Annotated in this window: 15 protein-coding genes; 7 read left to right on the top strand and 8 right to left on the bottom strand. The window is 68.3% G+C overall.

From position 1 onward, the window contains the following. Positions 1-35 precede the first annotated feature (35 nt). The 4 genes from AB0F17_RS56375 to AB0F17_RS56360 all read right to left on the bottom strand — a co-directional run bounded on the left by AB0F17_RS56375 (position 36) and on the right by AB0F17_RS56360 (position 6,069). The gene (locus AB0F17_RS56375; RefSeq protein WP_358042451.1) at positions 36-1,814 is read right to left on the bottom strand and encodes an alpha/beta fold hydrolase; all 1,779 of its coding nucleotides are present in this window, start codon (positions 1,812-1,814) and stop codon (positions 36-38) included. A 539-nt stretch (positions 1,815-2,353) separates the two neighbouring features. Continuing rightward, positions 2,354-3,280, bottom strand: coding sequence for an alpha/beta fold hydrolase (locus AB0F17_RS56370; protein ID WP_358042448.1), 927 nt, complete (start codon positions 3,278-3,280; stop codon positions 2,354-2,356). After that, positions 3,277-4,749 (bottom strand): MFS transporter, encoded by a 1,473-nt coding sequence (locus AB0F17_RS56365; protein WP_358042445.1) that lies wholly within the window; start codon positions 4,747-4,749, stop codon positions 3,277-3,279. Before AB0F17_RS56365 ends, AB0F17_RS56370 begins: the two co-directional genes overlap by 4 nt. Positions 4,750-4,809: 60 nt before the next feature. Further along, positions 4,810-6,069, bottom strand: a complete 1,260-nt coding sequence (locus tag AB0F17_RS56360; RefSeq protein WP_358042442.1) for an amidohydrolase family protein — start codon at positions 6,067-6,069, stop codon at positions 4,810-4,812. A gap of 337 nt (positions 6,070-6,406) precedes the next feature. Here AB0F17_RS56360 and solA point away from each other — a divergent pair, with 337 nt between their 5' ends. Together solA and AB0F17_RS56350 are read left to right on the top strand one after the other, a co-directional pair. Next, positions 6,407-7,624, top strand: a complete 1,218-nt coding sequence (solA, locus tag AB0F17_RS56355) for an N-methyl-L-tryptophan oxidase (protein ID WP_358042439.1) — start codon at positions 6,407-6,409, stop codon at positions 7,622-7,624. Positions 7,625-7,700: 76 nt separating this feature from the next. After that, positions 7,701-9,665, top strand: coding sequence for a S9 family peptidase (locus tag AB0F17_RS56350; RefSeq protein WP_358042436.1), 1,965 nt, complete (start codon positions 7,701-7,703; stop codon positions 9,663-9,665). A gap of 27 nt (positions 9,666-9,692) precedes the next feature. Here the strand turns inward: AB0F17_RS56350 and AB0F17_RS56345 are convergent, their stop codons facing one another. The 4 genes from AB0F17_RS56345 to AB0F17_RS56330 are packed head-to-tail and all read right to left on the bottom strand — an operon-like array spanning position 9,693 to position 14,812. After that, a complete protein-coding gene (locus AB0F17_RS56345; protein ID WP_358042433.1) occupies positions 9,693-11,579 on the bottom strand; it encodes an ABC transporter ATP-binding protein in 1,887 nt (628 codons plus the stop codon). After that, a complete protein-coding gene (locus AB0F17_RS56340) occupies positions 11,576-12,451 on the bottom strand; it encodes an ABC transporter permease (RefSeq protein ID WP_358042430.1) in 876 nt (291 codons plus the stop codon). The genes AB0F17_RS56345 and AB0F17_RS56340 overlap by 4 nt, the downstream gene beginning before the upstream one ends. Then, the gene (locus AB0F17_RS56335; protein ID WP_358042427.1) at positions 12,448-13,389 is read right to left on the bottom strand and encodes an ABC transporter permease; all 942 of its coding nucleotides are present in this window, start codon (positions 13,387-13,389) and stop codon (positions 12,448-12,450) included. The genes AB0F17_RS56340 and AB0F17_RS56335 overlap by 4 nt, the downstream gene beginning before the upstream one ends. A 19-nt stretch (positions 13,390-13,408) precedes the next feature. Continuing rightward, entirely contained in the window at positions 13,409-14,812 is a 1,404-nt protein-coding gene (locus AB0F17_RS56330; protein WP_358042424.1) for an ABC transporter substrate-binding protein, read from the bottom strand. Positions 14,813-15,370: 558 nt separating this feature from the next. Here AB0F17_RS56330 and AB0F17_RS56325 point away from each other — a divergent pair. From AB0F17_RS56325 to AB0F17_RS56305, 5 genes are all read left to right on the top strand, one after another. Continuing rightward, complete coding sequence (locus tag AB0F17_RS56325) at positions 15,371-16,588, top strand: helix-turn-helix domain-containing protein (protein ID WP_358042421.1); 1,218 nt, start codon at positions 15,371-15,373, stop codon at positions 16,586-16,588. Positions 16,589-16,603: 15 nt separating this feature from the next. Beyond that, the gene (locus tag AB0F17_RS56320) at positions 16,604-16,867 is read left to right on the top strand and encodes a hypothetical protein (RefSeq protein WP_358042418.1); all 264 of its coding nucleotides are present in this window, start codon (positions 16,604-16,606) and stop codon (positions 16,865-16,867) included. Between the two features lie 22 nt (positions 16,868-16,889). Next, positions 16,890-18,383: a gamma-glutamyltransferase gene (locus tag AB0F17_RS56315; protein ID WP_358042415.1), complete on the top strand. Its 1,494-nt coding sequence runs from the start codon at positions 16,890-16,892 to the stop codon at positions 18,381-18,383. Then, positions 18,383-20,281, top strand: coding sequence for a DUF885 domain-containing protein (locus AB0F17_RS56310; protein ID WP_358042412.1), 1,899 nt, complete (start codon positions 18,383-18,385; stop codon positions 20,279-20,281). Before AB0F17_RS56315 ends, AB0F17_RS56310 begins: the two co-directional genes overlap by 1 nt. Before the next feature lie 105 nt (positions 20,282-20,386). Then, positions 20,387-20,992: a maleylpyruvate isomerase N-terminal domain-containing protein gene (locus AB0F17_RS56305; RefSeq protein WP_358042409.1), complete on the top strand. Its 606-nt coding sequence runs from the start codon at positions 20,387-20,389 to the stop codon at positions 20,990-20,992. Positions 20,993-21,173 lie beyond the last annotated feature (181 nt).

The following is a 21,173-nucleotide window of genomic DNA, read 5'->3' as shown; positions in this document are numbered from 1 at the left end:
GCCCGAGGCCATGACCGGAACGGCCTCAGCGGCGCTCAGCCCCGCTCCGGCACGAAATCGCGCGGCGGCTTCTCGTCGTACAGGCTTCGCACGAAGTGGTCCCAGACGTTCATGGACGCATAGGGGCCAATCCGGTAGTGGTCCACGCCGGGCCAGATCTTGAAGTCAAACCTCTTGCCCACGCGGATCAGCGCATCCGCCAGGGCGTAAGAGTGATCGACCGTGGCGTTCTCGTCGATCTCTCCGCACATAATGAGCAGGTCGCCCACGAGCCGATCAGCGAGTTGTGCGTTGCCGAGTTCGAGATAGGCGTCGCTCTCGCGATCGACATCCCCACCGAGGTGCCAGTCCCATCTGCCGAACGGCATCTTCCGAGGATCGTGGACTCCGGCGCTGCTCACCGCCGCCCGGTAGAAGTCCGGGAACATCAGAAGCATCCTCGCGGCGTTGTACCCGCCGTAGGAGTGCCCGACGATGCCGACTCTGCCGAGGTCCAGCTGCGGGTGTTCGTCGGCCAACGCCGTGATCGCTGTCACGTGGTCCTCGAGACCGCGGCCGGTGTGGAAGTGCTGGAAGGTCCATTGCCGGAATGCGCGGTCGCGACCGGGGGTGCCTCGCGCGTCGAGCATGACAGTGGCGAAGCCCAGTGCGTTGTAGGCGGGAAGGTAAACCTGTCGGGCGGCCATCTTGCTGCCGCCGACGAACGCGTGCGGGGAGTGAGTTGTCTGATAGCCGGCGTACACGTCCTCGATGACCGGGATGCTGTGTGCGTCGATCGGATGCTTCGGCAGGGACAGCACACCCCAGAGATCGGTGACGCCGTCGTCCGCCTTGACGCGGAACGCTTGCGGCACCACGTACCCGGCGTCGAGCAGGGGGCCGACGTCGGTGCGTTCGAGTTCGCACACGATACGACCGTCGTTCTCCGCGTCGCGCAACAGGATGACCGGCGGATCACTGACGGTCGACTGATGATCGATGAAGAAACGGCCGCTCGGGCTGATGCTCTGAACGGGCGGCTTTCCCTGGCCGAAGACCAGGTGGAAGAACTGCGGTTCCGGCGCAACGAGATCGTGGTCGGCCGGCTCGGGGGTCAGCAGGCGCTGCGTGCCGCCGTCGAGGCCGGCGCGGTAGAGCCGGCGCCAGTAGGGGTTGGCGCCGTCCGACGACGTTCCCGCCAGATAGGTGATCTCGCGTCGCTCGGTATCGAGGTGCAGGATGTCGCGTACGACGATGTCGCCGTCGGTGACGCGGTTCTTGCGTTCACCCGTCGTGAGGTCATGGAGATAGAGGTGGCCCCACCCGTCGCTCTGCGAGAACAGCAGCGCCTCTCCGCTGTCGGGAAGCACCCGGACGAGCGGCAGGCTGTAGAGGAACTGGTTCGGCTCGTACAACGGCCCCTCGTCGAGCACCACGGCATCGCGGCGTTCGCCGGTGACGGCGTCGATCTCGACGATGGCCGCACGGGATCCGCCCTGCTGGTGGTGCAAGAGGTAGAGACGCGCCTCATCGGCGGACCAGGTGATCTCACTGCTGCCGTTGACCATCAGCTGCGCGACCAGACCGTCCGCGGCGTCCACGGACGCCCACGCGCCCGTGTCCAGATCGATCACACGGCATTCGGGGGGAGGCGGAGCGCCCTCGTCCTCCAGCTGAACCTTCCATTCGTGCACCTGCGGCCGGGCCGCCCCCGACGGCGGAAGGTTCTCGACCATGTACTTGGTCGCCATGCGTCGTTCGTCGGGTCGCATGGTGATGACACGGCGACCGGACGGCGAATGGACGGTGCCAACCGGCGGCAGGTCGAGCCCCATCCGCCGGAAGGGTACGACCATGTTGTTGTCGGAGGACAGCGCGCCCCAGGCGAAATCCGGTTCGCCGTCGAAGGTGATCTGTGTCTCGCGCTCGCCGTCGACCAGCCACAGGTTGTGATCGCGACGCCGCAGCCCGCGGCCGTCCGGACCGAGCAGCACTCCCGGGGGAACCACCGTGGACGCGCTGTGTATGCCCAGCTCGGCAAGGCTTCCGGCCGTCCTTGTCGTACCCGACGCAGGGTCGACCCGTACGAACTCCTCGTCGTCGCGTGTCTCCCGTCGATACCAGAACTCATCGCCGTCGCCTGTCCACACCGGGTCCACACGTCGGTTGCGCATGAGAGACATGAGCTTTCCGGGGGAGAGAGCGGTCGCGTGCTGGTAGCGCTCGAACATCCTCAACATGCCCCCGACGCTATCGAGTGCCGGGATTGCGGACGTCCGTCCACCGTGGAATATCCTCCCGCCGAACGCTACGGCTGTCGAACGCTCCCCCGTACCCGCGACGCCGGCCCCTCCAGCCGCTCCTGACCGGCGGCTCACTGCCCGAAGTAGCCGGCCACTGTCTCGACGATCCGGCGCCGGGCATCCGGATGCGCGTACCCGCTGTGCCCGAAGGAGAAGTGGTGGAAGCGCGCATCCGGATTGCGGTCCGTAAGGATGAGCGCGAACGGAGCCTGAGCGTCGTGCACACCGCAGAAGAAGTCCAGGGGGACTGGGATCGAGTACGGGTCGAATCCCCAGTCCGCACTCGCCCACGCCATCTCCGCGAGAAGCGCTTGCTTTCCGGCCCGCTCCGTCATCACGCGCAGCTGGAACTCGCCGACATCCTTCTCGATTCCAGGAGGCGGTCCCTCAAGGTTCGCCGGATCGTGCGGCTGTCGGGGCGCGGCGGGCGGCGGCTTCCGCGTGCCTCGGCGGGCGACGGCGTTCGCGTCCAGCGCGGCGACCGCCCTCGGGAGGTGCTTGATCAACCGGTAGCCGATCGCCGCCGACGAGGACGACACGCTCCGGGCCACCGGATCGAACCAGGGCACCGTGGGGTTGATGGGCGCGGCACCCAGGACCCGCGCGCCCATGGTCGCCGCCGCGGCCATCGTCATCATCCCGCCGTTGGATTCGCCGAAGCAGGCGAACCGGTCGACCTGGAGATCGTCGAGCACTTCGACGAGGTCGAGCGAGTAGTCCGCCACCCTCCGTCCGGCGCGGAGGCTGGAGCCGGCGGCGCCCGGCCGGTTCACGGCGATCAGACGCACATGATGGCGCACCGCCTCACGGTGGAAGATCCCGGCTTCCAGACTCGTCGCGCCGCCACCGTGGAAATAGAGCGCCGGCCTTCCGTCGGGCACACCGAATTCCTGCCACGTCACGCATCTGCCGTCCGCCAAGGTCATCGACCGAGGGGCGGGATCGATCAGGGGGACGCTCCGCGCGGCGCTGTCTTCGCCCGATTCACCGTTGGTCATGATCCATCATCCGCTTTCGGGGCGTGGGGCGCTTCGGCCATCTCGGCTCGCGCCGCCAGCGCCGTCTGCATCTCGTCGACTTTCCGCTTGTCGAGCGGATAGTTCCAGATGATGGCGGCGGCACCCAGGAACCCGAGAGCGGGTGCGATGGCGAACGCGACCTTGATGCCGATGACCGCGGGCAGGGTCTGCACCGCGGCTGTGGCGTCGAACCCGAAGGCGCCGACCAGTGAGAGCCCAAGGGCCCCGGCGACACCCATGAGCGACTTCTGAAGGAACGCGAACATCGACCCGTACAGTCCGCCGTGGTCCTGGCCGGTGTGGAGCCTGCCGTAGTCGACGATGTCCGCCGACATCGTGTAGACGATGACGGAACCGGTGAGCACCAAGGTGATCACCGGGAACAGGACGAAGCACGCGAGGAGCGCACTCGGCCCCGGCCCCACGAGCGTGAACGCGCCGCAGGCCAGGGCACCGAGGATCAGCGCGCACGCCCAGACCCGATGGCGCTCGAACCGTACGGACAGCACCGTCCAGAGCGGGATCCCCACCACGCTCGCCAGCAGCGCGGTGGCCATGATGCCCGGTAGCTCGGCGCTCAGGCCGAGGTAGGTGTCTATGTAGAGGTAGGCGAGACCGGTGCTCATGCCCGCCAGCAGGTTCACCGGCAGGAACGCCGCGAGCAGTCGCAGCAACGGGGGATTGCCCCGCACCGCGGCGAATGTCTCCCTCATGCGGAATCGCGGCGCGGCGGCTTCCGGTACGTCCGGGGGCACCGCGGCGCGCGCGGGCACCTTGACGATGAGGATCACGATCGCGACGGGAAGCGCCACCGCGCAGATCGTCGCGACCATGCCAAGACTGCGGAAGTCGAGCTCTGTGCTGTCCGTGACACCCCACCGCAGGGCGAGGAAGGGCATCATGAAGAAAACGAGTTGGCCGAGGACCTGCGCCATGCCGCGCCACCCCTGCACCCGGCCGCGTTGCTTGTGGTCGGCGGACAGCCCGTAGCTCCATGCCTGAAGAGGGATCTCGATCATCTTCCAGCCGAGGTAGGTCATGGCCATCCAGATCCCGAAGTAGACGACCGTCGCCTCCTGCGGCGGACGGAACAGGAACCAGATCCCCACGACCGACACAACGGTGCCCGCGATGCTCCACGACCGTCGGGTGCCGGTGCGCGCGTACGTGCGGTCGGAGAAGTATCCGATGAGCGGGTAGGTGAGCGCGTCGAACATCTTCGTCAGCAGCATCGCCACCGCCAGCGCACCGAGCGAGATGCCTGCGTGCTTGGCGTAGACGCCCTGGATGAGGCCCTCCGGGCCGTGCATGACGCCGAGAATCAACGTCGGCAGTGTGAACGCGATCAAGAGCTCGCGGCGGAGGGGCTGGGCGGATCCGGGCTCGCCGGATCCGGGCTCGCCGGCAGCGGCCTTCCGGCCGCGCTTCCGATCAAGGCGGTACAACATCGGTCGTTTCCTTATTCTCTGTCCCCGGACAACGCGTCGGATCTGCTCTCGCGCGCTCGATCAGCGACGCGTGTCCTTCACGACCTCGCCGCCCTTGATGACGAACGCGGCCTGTGAGGGATCGCCGAACACCTCCGGATCCGCCAGGGGATCGGACGACCACACCGTCAGATCCGCGAGCTTGCCGACCTCGATGGTGCCGGTCTCGTGGTCGAGGCGGAGGATCTCCGCGTTGACACGTGTCGCGGCGACCAAAGCCTCCATCGGTGTCTCGATCTCGCTGCGAAGAGTGATCTCCCGACCGCGGAGCCGCTGGTGGGGCCCGATGAGGTCAGAGCCCACGCCGACCTTGACGCCCGCCGCCTGCGCGATCCGCAGCGCGGAGATCTGCCCGTCGAGGACCGGTCCGACCCGCTCCTTCGTACCGGCCGGGAGCCCTGCCTCCGTCGCGTCTTCGAGCAGCGCCTTCACGACCGAGAGAGTGGGTACGAGCGCCACACCGTGGCCGGCCATGAGCGTCGCCGTCTCCTCGTCGATCTCGGATCCGTGCTCGACACACTTCGCCCCGGCGCGGACGGCGTTGCGGATTCCCGCGTTGTTGTGCGCGTGCACCGTCACATACGTTCCGCGGGCCGCCGCTTCCTCGACGGCGACCGCGATCTCCTCGACGCTGAACTGTGCGTCGGTCAGTTTGTCGTGCGTGGACACAACTCCCCCGGTGACGCACATCTTGATGAAGTCCGCGCCGCGCCGGAATGTCTCGCGGACGTTCTTGCGCACCTCCGAGGGGCCGTCGGAGAGCAGCGAGAGCGCGCGCAGCCCCGGGATCGCGTGGTCGTGCCAGTCGGCCGTCGGCTCCCAGTCCGCGGCGAGGTGACCGTGACCGCCCGTCTGACACTGGATCGGGCCGCACTGGAGGATCCGCGGCCCTCTGACCTTTCCGGACGCGACGACTCGGGCGACCCCCGCATCGATGCCGCCGACGTCCCGCACCGTGGTGAATCCCGCGTCGAGCGCGGTACCGCATGTGGTGAACATGTCTGCGGCGATCTCGGCGGGCGACAGCTCGCGCCTCAGGCTCGGTCCGATATCGCTCGACTGCCCGATATGGACATGCGCGTCGATCAGCCCAGGGGTGATCGACAGTCCCCCGGCGTCGAGGGTCCGGGCGTCGGCGGGAGCCGGGCCGAGGTGCGCGATGCGGCCGTCGACGACGTGGATCGCCGACCCGTCGACAGGATCCCGGCCCGTGCCATCGATGATCCGCGCTCCGACGATCCAGTAGTCCGGCCAGTAGTCCGACCAGTGGTCCGAGCTCATAAAGCGGCTGCCGTGGTCTCGTTCGACATGTTCTCGGTCCTGTCGGGTCAGTGCGTCCGGGCGTCATGGCCTGCGGAGCGATGGCGGACGGCGGTGTGCCCCTCCGCGTCGTCGTGTGTTTCCTCAACGAACCTACTCCGGTAACCGGGTGGGGTGATTCCGCCATCTGCCGAAACGAGCGGTGCCGGATCTCGACATCTGTCCACAGTGGACGGCCTTGCGGCAGCGGATGCGACACCTGTCGAAAACAACGCCCCGATCTCGCACACACCGTTGTCGCATCGCGGACATCCGACCGGCGAATGTAGCCACAGGGCACGTGATACGGGAGGCAGTCATGAGCAAGGGACACTCGCATATCGTCATCGGCGCAGGAGCGATCGGCTCAGCCGCCGCCTACTGGCTCTCGGAGGCCGGCGCCGAACGTGTCGTCGTCCTTGAGCAGTTCGATCTCATCAACACACTCGGGTCCTCCGGCGACCACTCGCGCTTGATCCGGCGGGCGTACCACCGTGACGACTACACCAGGCTCACGAGCGCCATGTTCGACGCGTGGGATCTGATCGAGGAACGCTCCGGTCTCCCCCTCTACCTGCGAACGGGCGGCATCGACCTCGCGGCGGCCGGGAGTTCCGCGGCGGCGGAGATCGACGAGTACCGGGCGGCGATGGACGCCGCCTCGATCGCGTACGAGAATCTGACGGCCGACGAGATCCGCGAGCGGTATCCGCAGTGGCGCGTCTCCGACGACACCCTGGGCGTTTTCCAGGCCGACGGTGGCATCCTCGACATCCGCGGGTCGGTCTCGGCACACACCTCGCTCGCGCTCGCGAACGGCGTGGAGTTCCGCCCGCGTACGAAGGCGTTGTCGATCAGCATCCACGACAACGCCGTCACCGTCACAACGGCCGACGGCGAGCTCCACGCCGACAACCTCGTGGTCGCCGCCGCCTCGTGGCTCGATGACCTGATGCCCGACCTCGGGCTGAACTTCCGTCTCACGCTCTCGCAGGAGCAGGTGGGTTACTTCTCGGCCCCCCGGCTCGCCGACTTCACGCCCGACCGGTTCCCAATCTGGATCCACCACGGCTCGGAGGTCCATTACGGGTTCCCGGTCTACGGCGAGGCCGCGGTCAAGATCGCGCGCGATATGCGTGGCCACTTCATCACCAGCGACGAGCGTGTCTTCCAGGGCGACAGCGAGGAACCGCGTCTCCTGCGGGCATTCCTCGCGGAGTATCTGCCCGGTGCGGCCGGCCCGCCGCTTTCGAGCAAGACCTGCGTGTACGACATGCCCGCCGACCGCGACTTCGTCCTGGACACGGTTCCGGGGCATCCGCATGTCGCCGTCTTCAACGGCGCGGGGCACGCCGGGAAGTTCGCGAGCCTCGTCGGACAGATCCTCGCCGATCTCACCACACACGGCCACACCGCTCACGACATCACGTCGTTCAGCCTGACGCGGCCCGCGATCGTCGATCCCGCGTTCGTACCCACGTTCCGCCTGGGCACACAGGAGCACGAGGCGATCCCCACCGCCGTCTCCGGGGACTGAACCGTATGGGCCACCGACGCGTCGTGAGGGCCACCGCGCGATAGTTTCGGCGGAGACCGGCCAGAAGGAGAGAACCGTGCACCACGTTCATGGGACTGAGGAGTTCGCCGCGGTCGAGGACCATCTGCTGCGTTGGCACGCGCCGGCATTCGGACGGCCGCATGCCCTCTCGGAGCCCGAGGTGTCCGCGGACGGCTCACGGGTGCTTGTCACGGGGTCGGTGCTGGAACGGCTCGAAGGCGTGCCCGTCCCGCGGCTGTTCACCGTCGAAGAGGGGGCGCTCGTTCCCGCGGCCTCGTCGGACGGCGCGTCACTGGGCGGGCGGTTCGCGCCGGACGGCACACGGTTCGCGTATCTGCGTGCCCCGCACGGCGAAGAAGGGTTCCAGCTCTGTCTGCGCTCGCTCGCCGAGCCCGAAGCCGTGGCCGCCCCACGCGTCAAGGGGACGGTCGAGTACCTGCGTTGGTCGCCCGCGGGAGACCGTGTGCTCATCGGTGTGGCGGGCAACGGAGCGGATCTCCCGGGCGGCCAGGGGTCCGGCACGACCGCGAGGACCGATCCCGAACTCCCTGTGTGGCACCCGACCGTGGAAAGCGGTGTTCCCGAGTTCGCCTGGCGCACACTGTGGATCTACGACGTCACCACCGGCGCTCTGGCTCCGGCCTCGCCCGAGGGGGTGAACTGCTGGGAGGCGAGCTGGTGCGGTCCCGATCGCCTTCTCGCCATCACGAGCGGCTCTCCGAGCGAAGACTCGTGGTACGACTCCACACTCGCGATCATCGATCCCTCGGACAGGTCACATTGCGAGGTGCTGGTGAGCCAGGTCCAGCTGGCCCTTCCCGCCGCCTCCGCGGACGGCCGGTACGCGAGCGTGGTGGAGGGCGTGTGCAGCGATCGCCAGGTGATGGCCGGCGATCTGATCGTCATCGATCTCGCGTCCGACGCGAGATCAACCGTCGACACGGCGGGGACGGATGTGACAGCCGCCGAGTGGTTCGCTCCCCACCGTCTCGGATACGCGGGACAGCGGGGGCTCGACTCCGTACTGGCGCGCTATGACGCGAAGACCGGTGCCGTGGTGGAGCTTCGGTCCACCGCCCGCTCCTCGGGCTACCGTTACCCGGACGCCGCGTTCACGTCGTCGGGCGAGGCGCTCGTCGTCGAGGACGCCTACCGGCTTCCGCATCAGCTCGTCAGGGTCTCGGCGGCCTCGGCGGAGGTCCTCGCCTCCGTCCAGCACGCCGGAACGGATTACCTGCTGTCGGTCTGCGGCTCGTCGGCCGCCGTCTCCTGGGCAGCGCCCGACGGACTGCGGATCGAAGGGGTGCTCGCGGTACCGGAGGGCGACGGTCCGTTCCCGCTCGTCGTCAACATCCACGGCGGCCCGGTGTGGGCCTTCCAGGACGCGTGGTCGATGCGGTATCCGTGGGTTCCGCTGCTGGTCTCGCGGGGCTACGCGGTGCTGAGCCCGAACCCGCGGGGAAGCGGGGGACGCGGCCAGGACTTCGCCGGACGGGTCGTCGGAGACATGGGCGGCCGGGACACCACCGACATCCTCTCGGGCATCGATGACCTCGTCGGCCGCGGCCTCGTCGATCCCGCTCGTGTCGGACTGATCGGCGGAAGCTACGGCGGATTCATGTCCTCGTGGCTGGTCACTCAGGATCAGCGCTTCGCCGCGGCCGTTCCCGTGTCGCCCGTGACCAATTGGTACAGCCAGTCGTTCACGAGCAATGTCGCCGGCTGGGGCAAGGCGTTCCTGAAGTCGGATCCCGAGATGCCGGGGACGATGGCGCACACGCGCAGCCCCGTACTCCGGGCGAGCAGAGTACGGACACCGTGCCTGAACGTCGCCGGGGCGCTGGACCGGTGCACGCCTGCCGCTCAGGCGCGTGAGTTCCATCAGGCCCTCACGGCGCACGGCGTCGAGTCCTCCCTCGTGATCTATCCCGAAGAGGGGCACGGCATCCGGAGCTACTCGGCCATGGCCGACTTCCTCACTCGCGTCACCCTGTGGTTCGACCGGCACATGCCGGCGTGACCCGGCCGGGCGCCCGGTAACGGGCGCTCAGCCGGGCGGCGTGGCATCCGGACCGGTGAGGGGCTCCGCGACCGGGCTGAGAGCGCCGCGAGTCTTGCGGACCGCGTCGACGAGCGTGCGGGTATAGGGATGCCGCGGTCTTTCGAGGACTTCTTCGACGGAGCCCGCCTCAACGATCTCTCCATGACGCAGGACGATGAGCCTTTCGGCCATCTGTCTGACCACGGCGAGATCGTGGGTGATGAAGAGCAACGCCATCCGGTGCCGGGCACGGAGTTCCCGGAGCAGGGACAGCACCTGGGCCTGCGCGGAGACGTCCAGTGCCGCCACGGGCTCATCGCAGATCAGCAGTTCCGGCCGGCGTGCCAGAGCGCGCGCGATCGCCACGCGCTGCCGCTCGCCGCCCGACAGGTCCGACGGGAGCCGAGTCGCGTACTCGACGGGAAGCCCGACCCGCGTCAGAAGCTCCGCCACGCCGTCCGTGTGCTCGTCACGCCCGGCGACGCGCAGGACCTCGCTCAGGACGCCCCCGACGGTGCGCGCCGGGTTGAGCGACGCGTAGGGGTCCTGGAAGACCATCTGCACTTTTCTGCGTGCCTCGCGGCGCTCGCGGGGGCGCAGGGCGCGATAGGACGCCAGATCGAGATCGCCCAGCGTGATCCGTCCCGCGTCGGCGGTGGCCAGGCCGAGCAGGATCCGGGCGATCGTGCTCTTTCCGGATCCCGTTTCGCCCACGAGCCCGAGCGACTCGCCGGCGCCCAGCTCGAATGACACGCCCCGCAGTGCGGTGACCGTCCGCCGCTTCCCGATGACGGGCGAGTTTGTGTACGACTTGCACACATCGTCGACGACGAGGAGTGGAGAGGCCGCGCCGGCCGCCGGCCGCGGGCTCGCCCGCGGTCCTTTCCCGATCTCGCGCTGGAGCGTGTCACGGATGTCGTCGATCCGCACACACGCACTGCTTCGAGCGGGGCCGATCCGGCGGAGCGGCGGACGCCCGTCGCGACAGACATCGGCCGCCCACGAGCACCGCGCGGCGAAGGCGCACCGCGTCGCTACGGAGTCGGCCGGCGGAACGCGCCCCGGGATCGCGCTCAACCGCGCGGCGAAGTGGTCGAACGGCGGCTCGGCGAGTTTCAAGCGCACGGTGTAGGGATGTCCGGCGGTCTCGGCGAGGTCGCGCGCGGGCCCTTCCTCGACGAGTGACCCGGCGTACATCACATGGACGCGGTCGCAGACCGAGAATGCGACACCGAGGTCGTGGGTGATGAGCACGAGCGCCATCCCGCGCTGCCGCGTGATCTTCCCGAGCAGGGCGAGCACCTCACTCTGTGTCGTGACATCGAGCGCCGTCGTCGGCTCGTCGGCGATGAGCAGTTCGGGGTCACCGGCCAGCGCGCACGCCATCGCGACCCGCTGCCGCATTCCTCCGGAGAGCTGGAAGGGATAGCGGGCCGCCACGTCGGCGGCGAGTCCGACCTCGGCGAGGCGACGCTCAATCTCGGCCTTCATCCCGCCGCGATGCGCCGCGGGGTCGCGCAACGACTCCACGATGTGGGCCGCGGCGGTCTGCACGGGGTTGAGCATCGTGAACGGATCCTGCATGAGGAGGCTCATCTTCCGGCCGCGCATCCTGCGCAGGACCGGCTCCGGCGCGCTCAGCACGGAGCCCCCGTCGAGAGTCACCTCTCCCTCCGCCCGGATGTCCCGAGGAAGCAGCCCCGTGATCGCCCGGGCCGTGAGGGACTTCCCACTGCCCGACTCCCCCACGATGCCGATCGTCTCGCCCGCGCGAAGCCCGAACGAGACATCGCTCACGAGTGTGCGGCCGTCCGCGGCCCGGATGGTCAGCCCGGACACCGACAGCAGCCGTGTGCCGTTCCCCAAGCCTTCCCCTGTACGTAGCTCGGTCATCGAACCGTTCCCTTCCGTCCCGCGGCCTCGTGAAGCCGATCACCGAGGAGGGTCGCGCAGGTGGCCGTCGATATGAGGGCGATCGCCGGTGCGACGGCGAGCCATGGGTTGATGAAGAGGTAGGTCTGGCCGGTCGCGATCATGGATCCCCAGTTCGGTGTTCCCGGAGGGACACCGATCCCGAGGAAGGCCAGCGCGGCGTATCCGACCATCGCTGTGACGATGTCCAGGAGGAAGGTCGCCACGACGGTCGGCACGATGTTCGGCAGCACATGGGCCAGCATCGTGCGTGGATTCGACAGTCCCGACGTTCTCGCCGCCTCGATGTACGGCAGTGTCACCTGCGCCAGTGTCACACTGCGGATGATGCGTATCTGGTACGCGATGGAGAGGAAGGTGAGCACGATCGCCACCGTCCAGTAGCCGCCGTCGATCACACCGACCACCACGATCGCGACGATGATGGAGGGCAGCGCATAGATGAGATCGGCGAAACGGTTGATCGCGGAATCGAGCGCTCCCCCGTAGTAGGCCCCGATCATTCCCAGGACACCGCCGATGAGCCCGCACCCGATCGCGACGACGAGAGGTCCGAGGATCGCCCACCTCGTACCCGCGACGAGGAGTGAGAGGACATCGCGCCCGAGTACGTCCGTTCCCAGGAGGTGGCCGTCGCCCGGCGGCGCGACACCCGTGAGGGGGTTCTGGGCCATCGGGTCGTGAGGGGCGATCAGCTCGCCAGCGAGCGCACATGCCGCGACGAGCACGAAAACGGTGATCGCGGTCCCGTTGACCAGCGCGCCGCGCGGCATCCCGCGAGCCGGCCGCCACACTTTCCGTCCGGCCGCGGTCGCGGGAGGGGTGAGGGTCATGACCGGCCTCTCGTTCGCGGATCGATGACCAGGGTCAGCAGATCGACGAGTTGGTTGACGGCGACGATGAGGAGGGCCACGAGCAGAGTGAGTCCCTGGACCACCGGAATGTCGTTGTGGTTGACGGAGTCGACCATGAGCGTGCCCACCCCCTGGAGCGCGAAGACCCGCTCCACGAGGACGGTTCCCGACAGGGCGACGATGAGGACGACTCCGCTGGCCGTGATGATCGGCAGCGCCGTGTTGCGCAGGGCGTAGCGCGTGAGGACCTTCCCCCGCGCCACTCCCCGGGCCCTCGCGAACGTGACGTAGTCCTGGTCCATCACGTGCATCGTGGCGGCTCTCGTCTGTCTCAGAAGGAGCGCCGACATCGCCACCGCCATCGACACGGCGGGCAGGGTGAGGTGTCGCACGCGCTCGGCGAACCCTTCGCCCGGCCCGTACACCGGCAGCCAGTTCAGCCAGACACCGAACACCCAGATCAGCAGGATCGCGATGGCGAAGGCGGGTGCGCTCATGGCCACGATCGCCGCCGTGCTCGTGATCCGGTCCGCCGCGCGACCACGCCGCATGCCCGCGAGCATGCCCAGCGGGATGCCGGCAGCGACGACGAGGACGATTGCGTACGCGGCGAGTTGCAGCGTCAGCGGCAACCGGGACGAGATGAGGGTCAGCACGGATTCACCCGTGCGCACCGAGGTGCCCAGGTCGCCCTGGAGCATGTTCGTCAGCCAGTGCCAGTACTGCACCAGGAACGGATCATTGACGCGGTACCGCTCCTCGAGAGCGGCGACGAGTTCGGGCGTCGCCGGTCGTGTCCCGATGAGGGTCGACACGATCGACCCGGGACTCAGTGCGAGCAGCCCGAAGATGAGAAAGCTCACGAGGAGCAGTACCCCGAGGATCGACGCGATCCTCTTCAGCAAGAAGGTGAGCACGTGGTCCGGCCTCCCTGGCCTATTCGGCGATCAGCCGCCGCATCCAGATGCCGCTTGCCATGTCGATCGCCGTAGGGGCCTCGCTGAACGAGAAGCCCTCGCCGAGAACGATCAGGAACTGCGGCTGGTACATCGGGATGTACGGAACCTCTTCCGCGATGCGCAGCAGGATGGTCCTGGCCGCCGCGAACCGCTCGGCGTCATCACGGCTGTCCACGAGGGTCGCCGCCGGCGTCCGCAGATCTTCCGGGGCCCAGTTCGCGAAGTTGTACCCGCCCGCCTGCGTGCGGGCCTCCTCGCTCACGACCCGCCGGAGAAGCCCCGGATCGGGCACGGCCGCCCCGAAGGACATCGGGAACATGGCCGTCGTCTTGTGGCCGAAGATCATCTGCACCCATTCCTGGGACGACACCGACCGGACCTTCACCGTGACACCGAGCGATGCGAGGTTCTCCCGCAGGTTGAGGGCGGCGAGCTCCATCCAGGTGCCGGGCATCACCGCGACTTCCATCTCGAACCCGCCGGCATGACGCGACCGCGCGATCTCGTCGGCCGCGGCGTCCAGGTCGAAGGGAATCGCCTTCAGTTCGTCGAGGAGCGCGTCCACCTCGACCTGGGACGCGATGGGCGTCAGCGTCCCCGGCGGCACGAGTCCCCGGAGCAGGCTCGCGTTCGCCCCGTACGCCGCGTGCATCACGCCCTCGCGGTCGATCGCGTGCGCGATCGCCCGGCGGACGTGGATATCGTCGAAGGGAGCCACCGTCGTGTCGAGCGAGAAGTACTCCGCCTGTAGCGCGGGCCGGGAGAACACCGTCGCTCCGGAGATGCTCTCGAACTGCGGCAGGGTGACGGGGTTGGCGACGAGTGCTCCGTTGAGCGAGCCGGATCGCATCGCGCGCTGCGCGGTGTCGTCGGATCCGAGGAAGCTGATCGTGACGGTGTCGGGCACGGGGGCTTCGCCCCAGTAGTTCTCGTTGCGTTCGAGCCGGACGGACTCGGCGGAGCTCGATGTCACGCGGTACGGCCCCGTGCCGACGGGTACGGCGGTGGGCTGTCCGAGTTCCGCGCTGTTTTTTTCGGCGAATCGTGACTCCTGGACGAGCGCGACGAGAGCCAGCGACTGCCGGGCGGTCGGATCCGGGCGGTCGAGGGTGACCGTCACCTCCAGCTCACCCGTCGCCTTGGCGCCGGCGACGCTCGAAATCAGCGAGGACGTCGCCGCGCCCGCGTCGGCATCGCTGACGTGGTTGATCGTCCACACGACGTCCTCCGCGGTCAGCGGTGTGCCGTCGCTGAAGCGCACTCCCTCCCGGAGTGTGTAGACGATGGTGACGTCATCGGGCTCCGTGACCTTTACGGCGAGGTTCGGCGTCAGCGATCCGTCGCCACTGAGCCGCTCGACGGGTTCCGTGAACAACGACATGATGGCCATGGCGTTGGTGTCGAAGTGCCTTGTCACATCGAGGGAGTTGGGCGAGGCGCCGAGGGTGATCCCGAAGTTCGTGGCGCCCGTGCCCCTGGGTCTGTCACCCGCGCCGGAGGGACTACAGGCGGCGAGCGCGACGGCGGTGGCGGTGAGGATCGGAATCAGCGTGAAACGCGCGCGTGAAGTCCTGCGCGGGCGAAGGGGGTTCTGTCCTCGCGGTGCGATCGTGGCGTTGATGGCTGTGTCCTTTCGTTCATGGGCCGTTCCCCCGGAGAGATGGCGTCGCTCGTTTCTCCTGTGTTGAGTTCCTGTTACCGTGGACCGCGCGCTGGTCGGCATCCGCGGTTCGGCCAACGCCTCGTCGGCATCGCCCTGTCAATGAACCACGCTGTGACCTGCGTCGCGCCGTGCATGTGACGCAAAGGCCCGGCCCCCGTTGAGACAGATGTCGAAGCTTCGCGGCGAACCGTTCAGCGAGATGGGGGCGACGACGCCGCACGCGGCGGAAACATCGCGCGCGATTACCGGTGACGTGACCGGCACTAGCATCGGAGAGTGACCTATTCCCTTCAGCACATCGTGGAGAGCCTGGCCGAGCGACTGGGACGATCGGCGGCCATCGACGATGCTCGTCTTCGACTGCTCGCCCACAGCTCCCACCAGGGCGAGGTGGACCGGGTCCGCGCCGAGTCGGTCCTCCGCCGGGCGGTGCCGAAAGTGGTCGCCGAACATGTCTACGCGTGCCGCGACGGCGCCACCGGCCTCTTCTTCGTCACGCCTCGCGAGGACCTCGGCCTGGACGACGGCAGGATCGGTCACCCCATCATCTACCAGGGCGCGCTCCTGGGCTTCGTCTGGCTTCTGACGTCCGAGGGCCCCGTGGAGGGAGAGCATCATAGTGCCGCGCGCGGGGCCGCCTCCGATGCCGCGCTCATCATGCACCGCGACTATCTCCAGGCCGGGCTCGACCGCGACCGCGAACACGCGCTGATCAAGCAGCTGTTCGACGACGCCGACGCCCAACGCTCAGCGGCTGCCGCCGAGATCATCGAAGAGAGACTGTTCGGCGCGGTCTCCTACGCCGTGCTCGTCGCCGAGATCGATCTCCCCGGTGGGCATGCGACGGACGGGCACCAGCTCGCCCTGGCCTCGGGACTCGCGGCGGTCCGGAGCAGACGGCCGCCACAGAGCGTGCTCACCCTCGAGCGGCGCAACCAGGCGATCCTGATCACCGCCGAACCGCTGGGCCCTTCGGCACGCGACGAACTCATCGCGCTGGGGGGCTCCTTGCGCGATGCGGTAGCCGCCGCGTCGGATGCCGACGAGTGCTGGGTGGGGATTGGGCGGTCGCGCAGCGACCTCGCGGAAGTCACGTCCTCGTACGACGAGGCGCTGCGCACCATCCGTATCTGCCGGCGGGTGCGGACACTCGGCCCGGTCACTCCGGTCGAGCGTCTCGGCGTCTATGAACTGCTCGGCCAGGTGCCCGAGAGCACATTGCGTTCGATGCTCCATCCCGGCCTGCGTGTGCTCATGGAGCAGGGCTCCCGTGCCGATTCGCTCATCCAGACCCTGGAGACGTTCCTGGACAGCGCGGGTGATGTGAAGACCGCTTCCGAACGCCTCTTCGCCCACCGCACGAGCCTCTACTACCGTCTGCGCCGTATTCAGGAGCTGACCGGTCTCGACCTTTCCAACGGCGACGACCGGCTCATCGCGCATCTCGGGCTCAAGATCGCGCGACTCGTTGACCTGGAGACACCGGACAGGTAAACGCATCCCCTACAGATGTCGAAAACGAGCGTCGCCGTGTCCGACCATCCGCTGAAGCCCAGAATGCTCGCTCTGCGTACGTTCCCCCGTAAGACACCGTCGATACAGGGGGCACACGCCATGGGCCGGAAAGCGAGCCCGTTCACTTTCGCGGAGGGGAGCGGCCGGGTCGGTGCGAAGGGGTACGTGAGCGCCGACCGCGCGGTCGCCTCCAGCCAGCACCCCACGGTCACCGAGACCATGCTCGAAGTCATGCACGCGGGCGGGAGTCGCTGCTGACGCCGTCGTCGCGGGAAGCATCGTGCAGGCCGTCGTCCAGCAGGACATGACCAACCACGCGGGTTCTGTCACGGGTCTGTTCCACTCGGCGGCCACCGGCGAGATCACGGAACTCAACTCGATGGGCCGGATCGTTCCGGGTCTCGCCCCCCACCACCCGGTCCCTGGCGGCAAGGGTCTGTACGCGCCGGCCGGCACCAGGGGCCCAATGTCGGTCGTCCCGGGATTCATGCCCGCGATGAAGGCGATCCACGAGAAGTTCGGCACCAAGAGCTGGAGCGACCTCGTCGCTCCAGCCGTGAAGGCGGCGCGGGACGGGCACGAGGTCACCTCGTTCGAGCATCTCGTCCTCGCCCAGACCGTCGACTTCTTCCTCTACACCGCGTCGGGGCGAGAGCATTTCACACCGCGCGGCCATCTCCCCCAGGTCGGCGAGGTGTGGGCGAGCCAGGCGCTCGCGGACACGATGTCCGCTCTCGCCGCCGAGGGCCCCGACCACTTCATCACGGGCGGATGGGCCGAGCGGTTCGTCGCGCGCGCGGCACAGCTCGGGTGGGGGATCACACCCGACGACCTGGTGACGACCCCCCGCTGGGCCGCACCGGCGCGCTGGCACATCGGCGACTACGAGATCTCCCAGCTCTCCGCCCCGGACCGGCAGGCCGTCTTCTGCGCCATCGTCATCGGTGTCCTCGACGCCTTGGACGTACCGGCCATGGGGCATTTCACAGAGTCGCCGGAAGCGGGCTATTTCATGGCTCACGCTCTGCGTCTCGCGCAGCACGAGACCGGTTTCATCAACGATCCCGCGGTCTTCGAGGACCCCAGTCCGGTCCTCCTGGACCCGGACTTCCACGGGTTCCTGGCGAAGAAGCTGCGCAAGAGCCTTCCCAGGATCGACTTGACGTCACACGTCGAACTGGCCTTCGGCGGCCATGCCCTGTTCGCGGCCGGCGGTGCGTCGAAGCTGCCGGCCGGCAGCTGTGAGCTGACGGCGATCGACCCGCAGGGCAACTGGGTACAGCTCATGAACACACTCCAGGGCAGTGGCATCCCGGGCGAAGTGGTGGGCGGCGTTCCGATGGTCGGCAGCCACCAGATCACATCCCTCGCATCGCCGATCTCGGGCTGGCTCACCGGCGGCGGCGGGATGCGGGCCGTGCTGAGCAACACCATGATCCGACGGGCGGGCCGGCTCGTGGCCTCGCTGGGGAGTCCCGGAAACGTCCACTGCACGGTGCCCCAGACCCTGGCGAACGTCGTGCTCTACGGGCACAGTCCACACGCCGCCGAGGAGCTGCCGCGTATGCTCCCGCTCACGGACGACTACGTGCTCTCCGTCGAGAGCCGGGTCAGCCGGGAGTACGTCAGCGGTCTCGCGGAGCTGGGGGTCCTCGTCAACCCCCTCCCTGAATACGACTATCACATGGGCAGCTACCAGACCGCCTGGCGCGAGTCGAACGTGCTTCACGCAGGTTCGGGGCCGCGCCGCGAGGGATCGGCCGGAGGATTCTGATGCCGGACCACAAAGAAACGTCGAACCCCGCGGTGGACGCCGCTGCGGGTGCCACTGTGGACGCCTCTGTAGAAGCCGCCGTGTCGGCCGCCCGAGCGATCCTCGACGAGACCTGGCGCGTTGTCTCGCAGACGCCCTACGCCTCGCGTGAGCTGGGGCGAACCGTGGACCGGCTCCCGGACATCGGGCCCGACACGGTCTCGCACAGAACGCGTGACGGCAAAGAGATCCTCGCCCGTATCGCGCGGGTGGACACGGACCTCCTGCCTCGGGACCTCGCGATCACGCTCGCGGCATCGCGCACCATGGCCGCGCGATGGGCTCGCGAAGAGGACTGGTACTGGCTCGTCTTCGACCCGATGGGGGTCGGGTTCTTCAGCATGTTCGCACCGGCCGCCTACTCCGGCGGCTTCCTGCTCAACATCGTGCACGAGGCGCTCGGGAAGGTGACGATCGGGGACGAGGTCACGATCGACCGCTACCTCGTACTCATCGACGAATACGGACGGTTGGTGCGTCAGCTCGGCGAACGCACCGCGGGTCAGGCGGACCGCGGCATCCTCATGCCTGCCGCACAGCTCGTACGGGCCGCACCACTTGTCCGCGGCCTGAAGGACGTGGCCCGGGGCGTCCTGCGAGCGGTGGCCCAGAGGTCTCCTCGGCTCTCCCACCTCGACCTCGTCGAGGCTCGCATCACAGAGGAAGTCGATCCCGCCTTCGACAGGCTGGTGGAGCTTCTCGAAAGCCCCGCGTACACGGACCGCGCTCCGGACATCGTCGGGATGGCCCAGTATCCGGGCGGAGAAGAGGTCTACGCGGAGCTGGTCAGGATCCACACCACGCTGGATCTGTCGCCCGACGAGGTGCACGATCGCGGGCACGCGAGGATGGCCCGTATCCGGGCGGACATGCGCGCGCTCGTCGCTCAGGTGGGCTTCGAGGGAAACCCTCTCGAATACCTCGCGCACCTCGCGGACGACCCCGCCTGGCGAGCGACGACGCCGGAAGAGATCACGGTCTTCTTCAACCGCTACATCGATCGCTTCGCCTCGGAGGTGGACACCTACTTCGGCTCGCGGCCACGCGCAAGCTATGGCGTGCTGCCACTGCCCGCGGCCTCGGCGGGCACGATGACATTCGGCTACTACTCTCCGCCGCAGCCGGATCGCGACCGCGGGCTCTACCTCTTCAACGCGGCGAACCTCTCCCGGGCCGCCCTGCCCATGGTGGCCGCCCTCAACTATCACGAGCTGGTACCGGGCCACCACTTCCAGATGGCCACACAACGCGAGGCCACGCACTTCCACCCGATCCGGCGTCATGCGCCGGTCAACGCGTTCGACGAGGGGTGGGCCGAGTACGCGGCTCGTTTCGCCGGCGAGATCGGCATGTACCGGGAGCCGGAAGAGCGCTTCGGGCGGCTTGTCATGGAAGCCTTCCTCACATCCCGCCTCGTCGTGGACACCGGCATGAACGCCCACGGCTGGACCCTGGAGCGGGCCCGCGCGTACATGAGGGAGAACGCCTTCATGGACACGGCGGAGATCAACTCCGAGACCCTCCGCTACTCCTGCGACATCCCCGCGCAGGCGCTGGCCTACAAGATCGGCGACGACTTCCTGTACGAGCTTCGCGAGGAACTCCGGGTGACGCTCGGAGAGGACTTCAGCCTCGCCGGCTTCCACGACGCCGTGCTCCAGGGATCCGGGCTTCCCCTCCCCCTCGTCGCGGCGTACGTCCGGGAAGAACTCACCCGGGCGCACCGCAACGAGAGAGCCGGCACGGAAGGGCGCTCTAGACCAGCCACCCGTCTGGCCGCCGCTCTGGGGAAGACCGTGGTCGCCCACAACCGCTGTCGGCACACCGGACCGCCCCGACCACCACCGCGCCTTCTGTGAGGAGTCGCGTTACGGCCATGTCGCCGCAGGTGGCACTGTTCTTCGGACACGGTGCCTGTCGATGGGGATTGCAAATGCCCCAGGGTGGGTCCAACATGATCAGCGATGGCCGACACAAACATGATCATTAAGGCGGCGGCCGAGTGCCAGGCGTTCCTGGAATCGGCCGCCGACCAGGACTGGTCCCGCCCGATCCCCGGCCTGCGGTGGACCGTGGCGCAGGCCGTGGCCCACACGGCCGACACCCTCCTGTGGTACGCCACCGACCTCGCCGCCGGAGGCCGGGAACTGAGCACCATGGACCTCGCGGTACGTCCGGAAACCCCTCCACAGGAGCTCATCGCCACGCTGGGAACGTTCGCCACCGTGCTGGCCAGGGTCGTGGAAGGCACACCACCGGACGCCCGAGGCTGGCACCCGTACGGGCTGGCGGACGCATCCGGCTTCGCCGCCATGGCCTGCGACGAGCTGCTCATCCACACCTACGACGCCTCGCTCGGTCTGGAGCCGGACTTCGTCCCTTCCGAGGAGCTCGCTCTGGCAACTCTGCGCCGCCTGTTCCCATGGGCTCCTGAGCCGGCCGGGGCTTGGGAGACCCTGCTCTGGGCCAACGGACGAGCCGACCTGTGGGGCCAGGAGCGGCAGACAGGTTGGCGATGGCACTGCGCGCCGCTGGCGGAGTGGGACGGGACCAACCCACGGACGGGTTGAGGGCAGGGACCGCCGCGAGTGGGTGGAAGATCACGGGAGCCGGAACAAGGCCACGCCGCCCCCTTCCTCGCGGCTGTCACCTGTCGCTTCGACCGCGAGCACCCGTTCGTCGGGAGACCAGGCGCTGCGGGTGCGCAGAAGGGGCGAGGCGAGGTTCAACAGCCGGCTGCCCGGCCTTGCC

It is taken from the genome of Nonomuraea sp. NPDC026600, from assembly GCF_040638335.1.
GTDB lineage: Bacteria > Actinomycetota > Actinomycetes > Streptosporangiales > Streptosporangiaceae > Nonomuraea.
The sequence above is the reverse complement of the archived record's forward strand: the minus strand, read 5'-3'. Positions and strand labels throughout refer to the sequence as shown.

Bases quoted from the DNA above. Each gene is read 5' to 3' on its own strand.
- AB0F17_RS56375 (WP_358042451.1), bottom strand. From the start codon at position 1,814: ATGGGGCTCGACCTGCCGCCGGTTGGCACCGTCCATTCGCCGTCCGGT.
- AB0F17_RS56370 (WP_358042448.1), bottom strand. From the start codon at position 3,280: ATGACCAACGGTGAATCGGGCGAAGACAGCGCCGCGCGGAGCGTCCCC.
- AB0F17_RS56365 (WP_358042445.1), bottom strand. From the start codon at position 4,749: ATGTTGTACCGCCTTGATCGGAAGCGCGGCCGGAAGGCCGCTGCCGGC.
- AB0F17_RS56360 (WP_358042442.1), bottom strand. From the start codon at position 6,069: ATGAGCTCGGACCACTGGTCGGACTACTGGCCGGACTACTGGATCGTC.
- solA (WP_358042439.1), top strand. From the start codon at position 6,407: ATGAGCAAGGGACACTCGCATATCGTCATCGGCGCAGGAGCGATCGGC.
- AB0F17_RS56345 (WP_358042433.1), bottom strand. From the start codon at position 11,579: ATGACCGAGCTACGTACAGGGGAAGGCTTGGGGAACGGCACACGGCTG.
- AB0F17_RS56340 (WP_358042430.1), bottom strand. From the start codon at position 12,451: ATGACCCTCACCCCTCCCGCGACCGCGGCCGGACGGAAAGTGTGGCGG.
- AB0F17_RS56330 (WP_358042424.1), bottom strand. From the start codon at position 14,812: ATGTCGTTGTTCACGGAACCCGTCGAGCGGCTCAGTGGCGACGGATCG.
- AB0F17_RS56320 (WP_358042418.1), top strand. From the start codon at position 16,604: ATGTCGAAAACGAGCGTCGCCGTGTCCGACCATCCGCTGAAGCCCAGA.
- AB0F17_RS56310 (WP_358042412.1), top strand. From the start codon at position 18,383: ATGCCGGACCACAAAGAAACGTCGAACCCCGCGGTGGACGCCGCTGCG.
- AB0F17_RS56305 (WP_358042409.1), top strand. From the start codon at position 20,387: ATGGCCGACACAAACATGATCATTAAGGCGGCGGCCGAGTGCCAGGCG.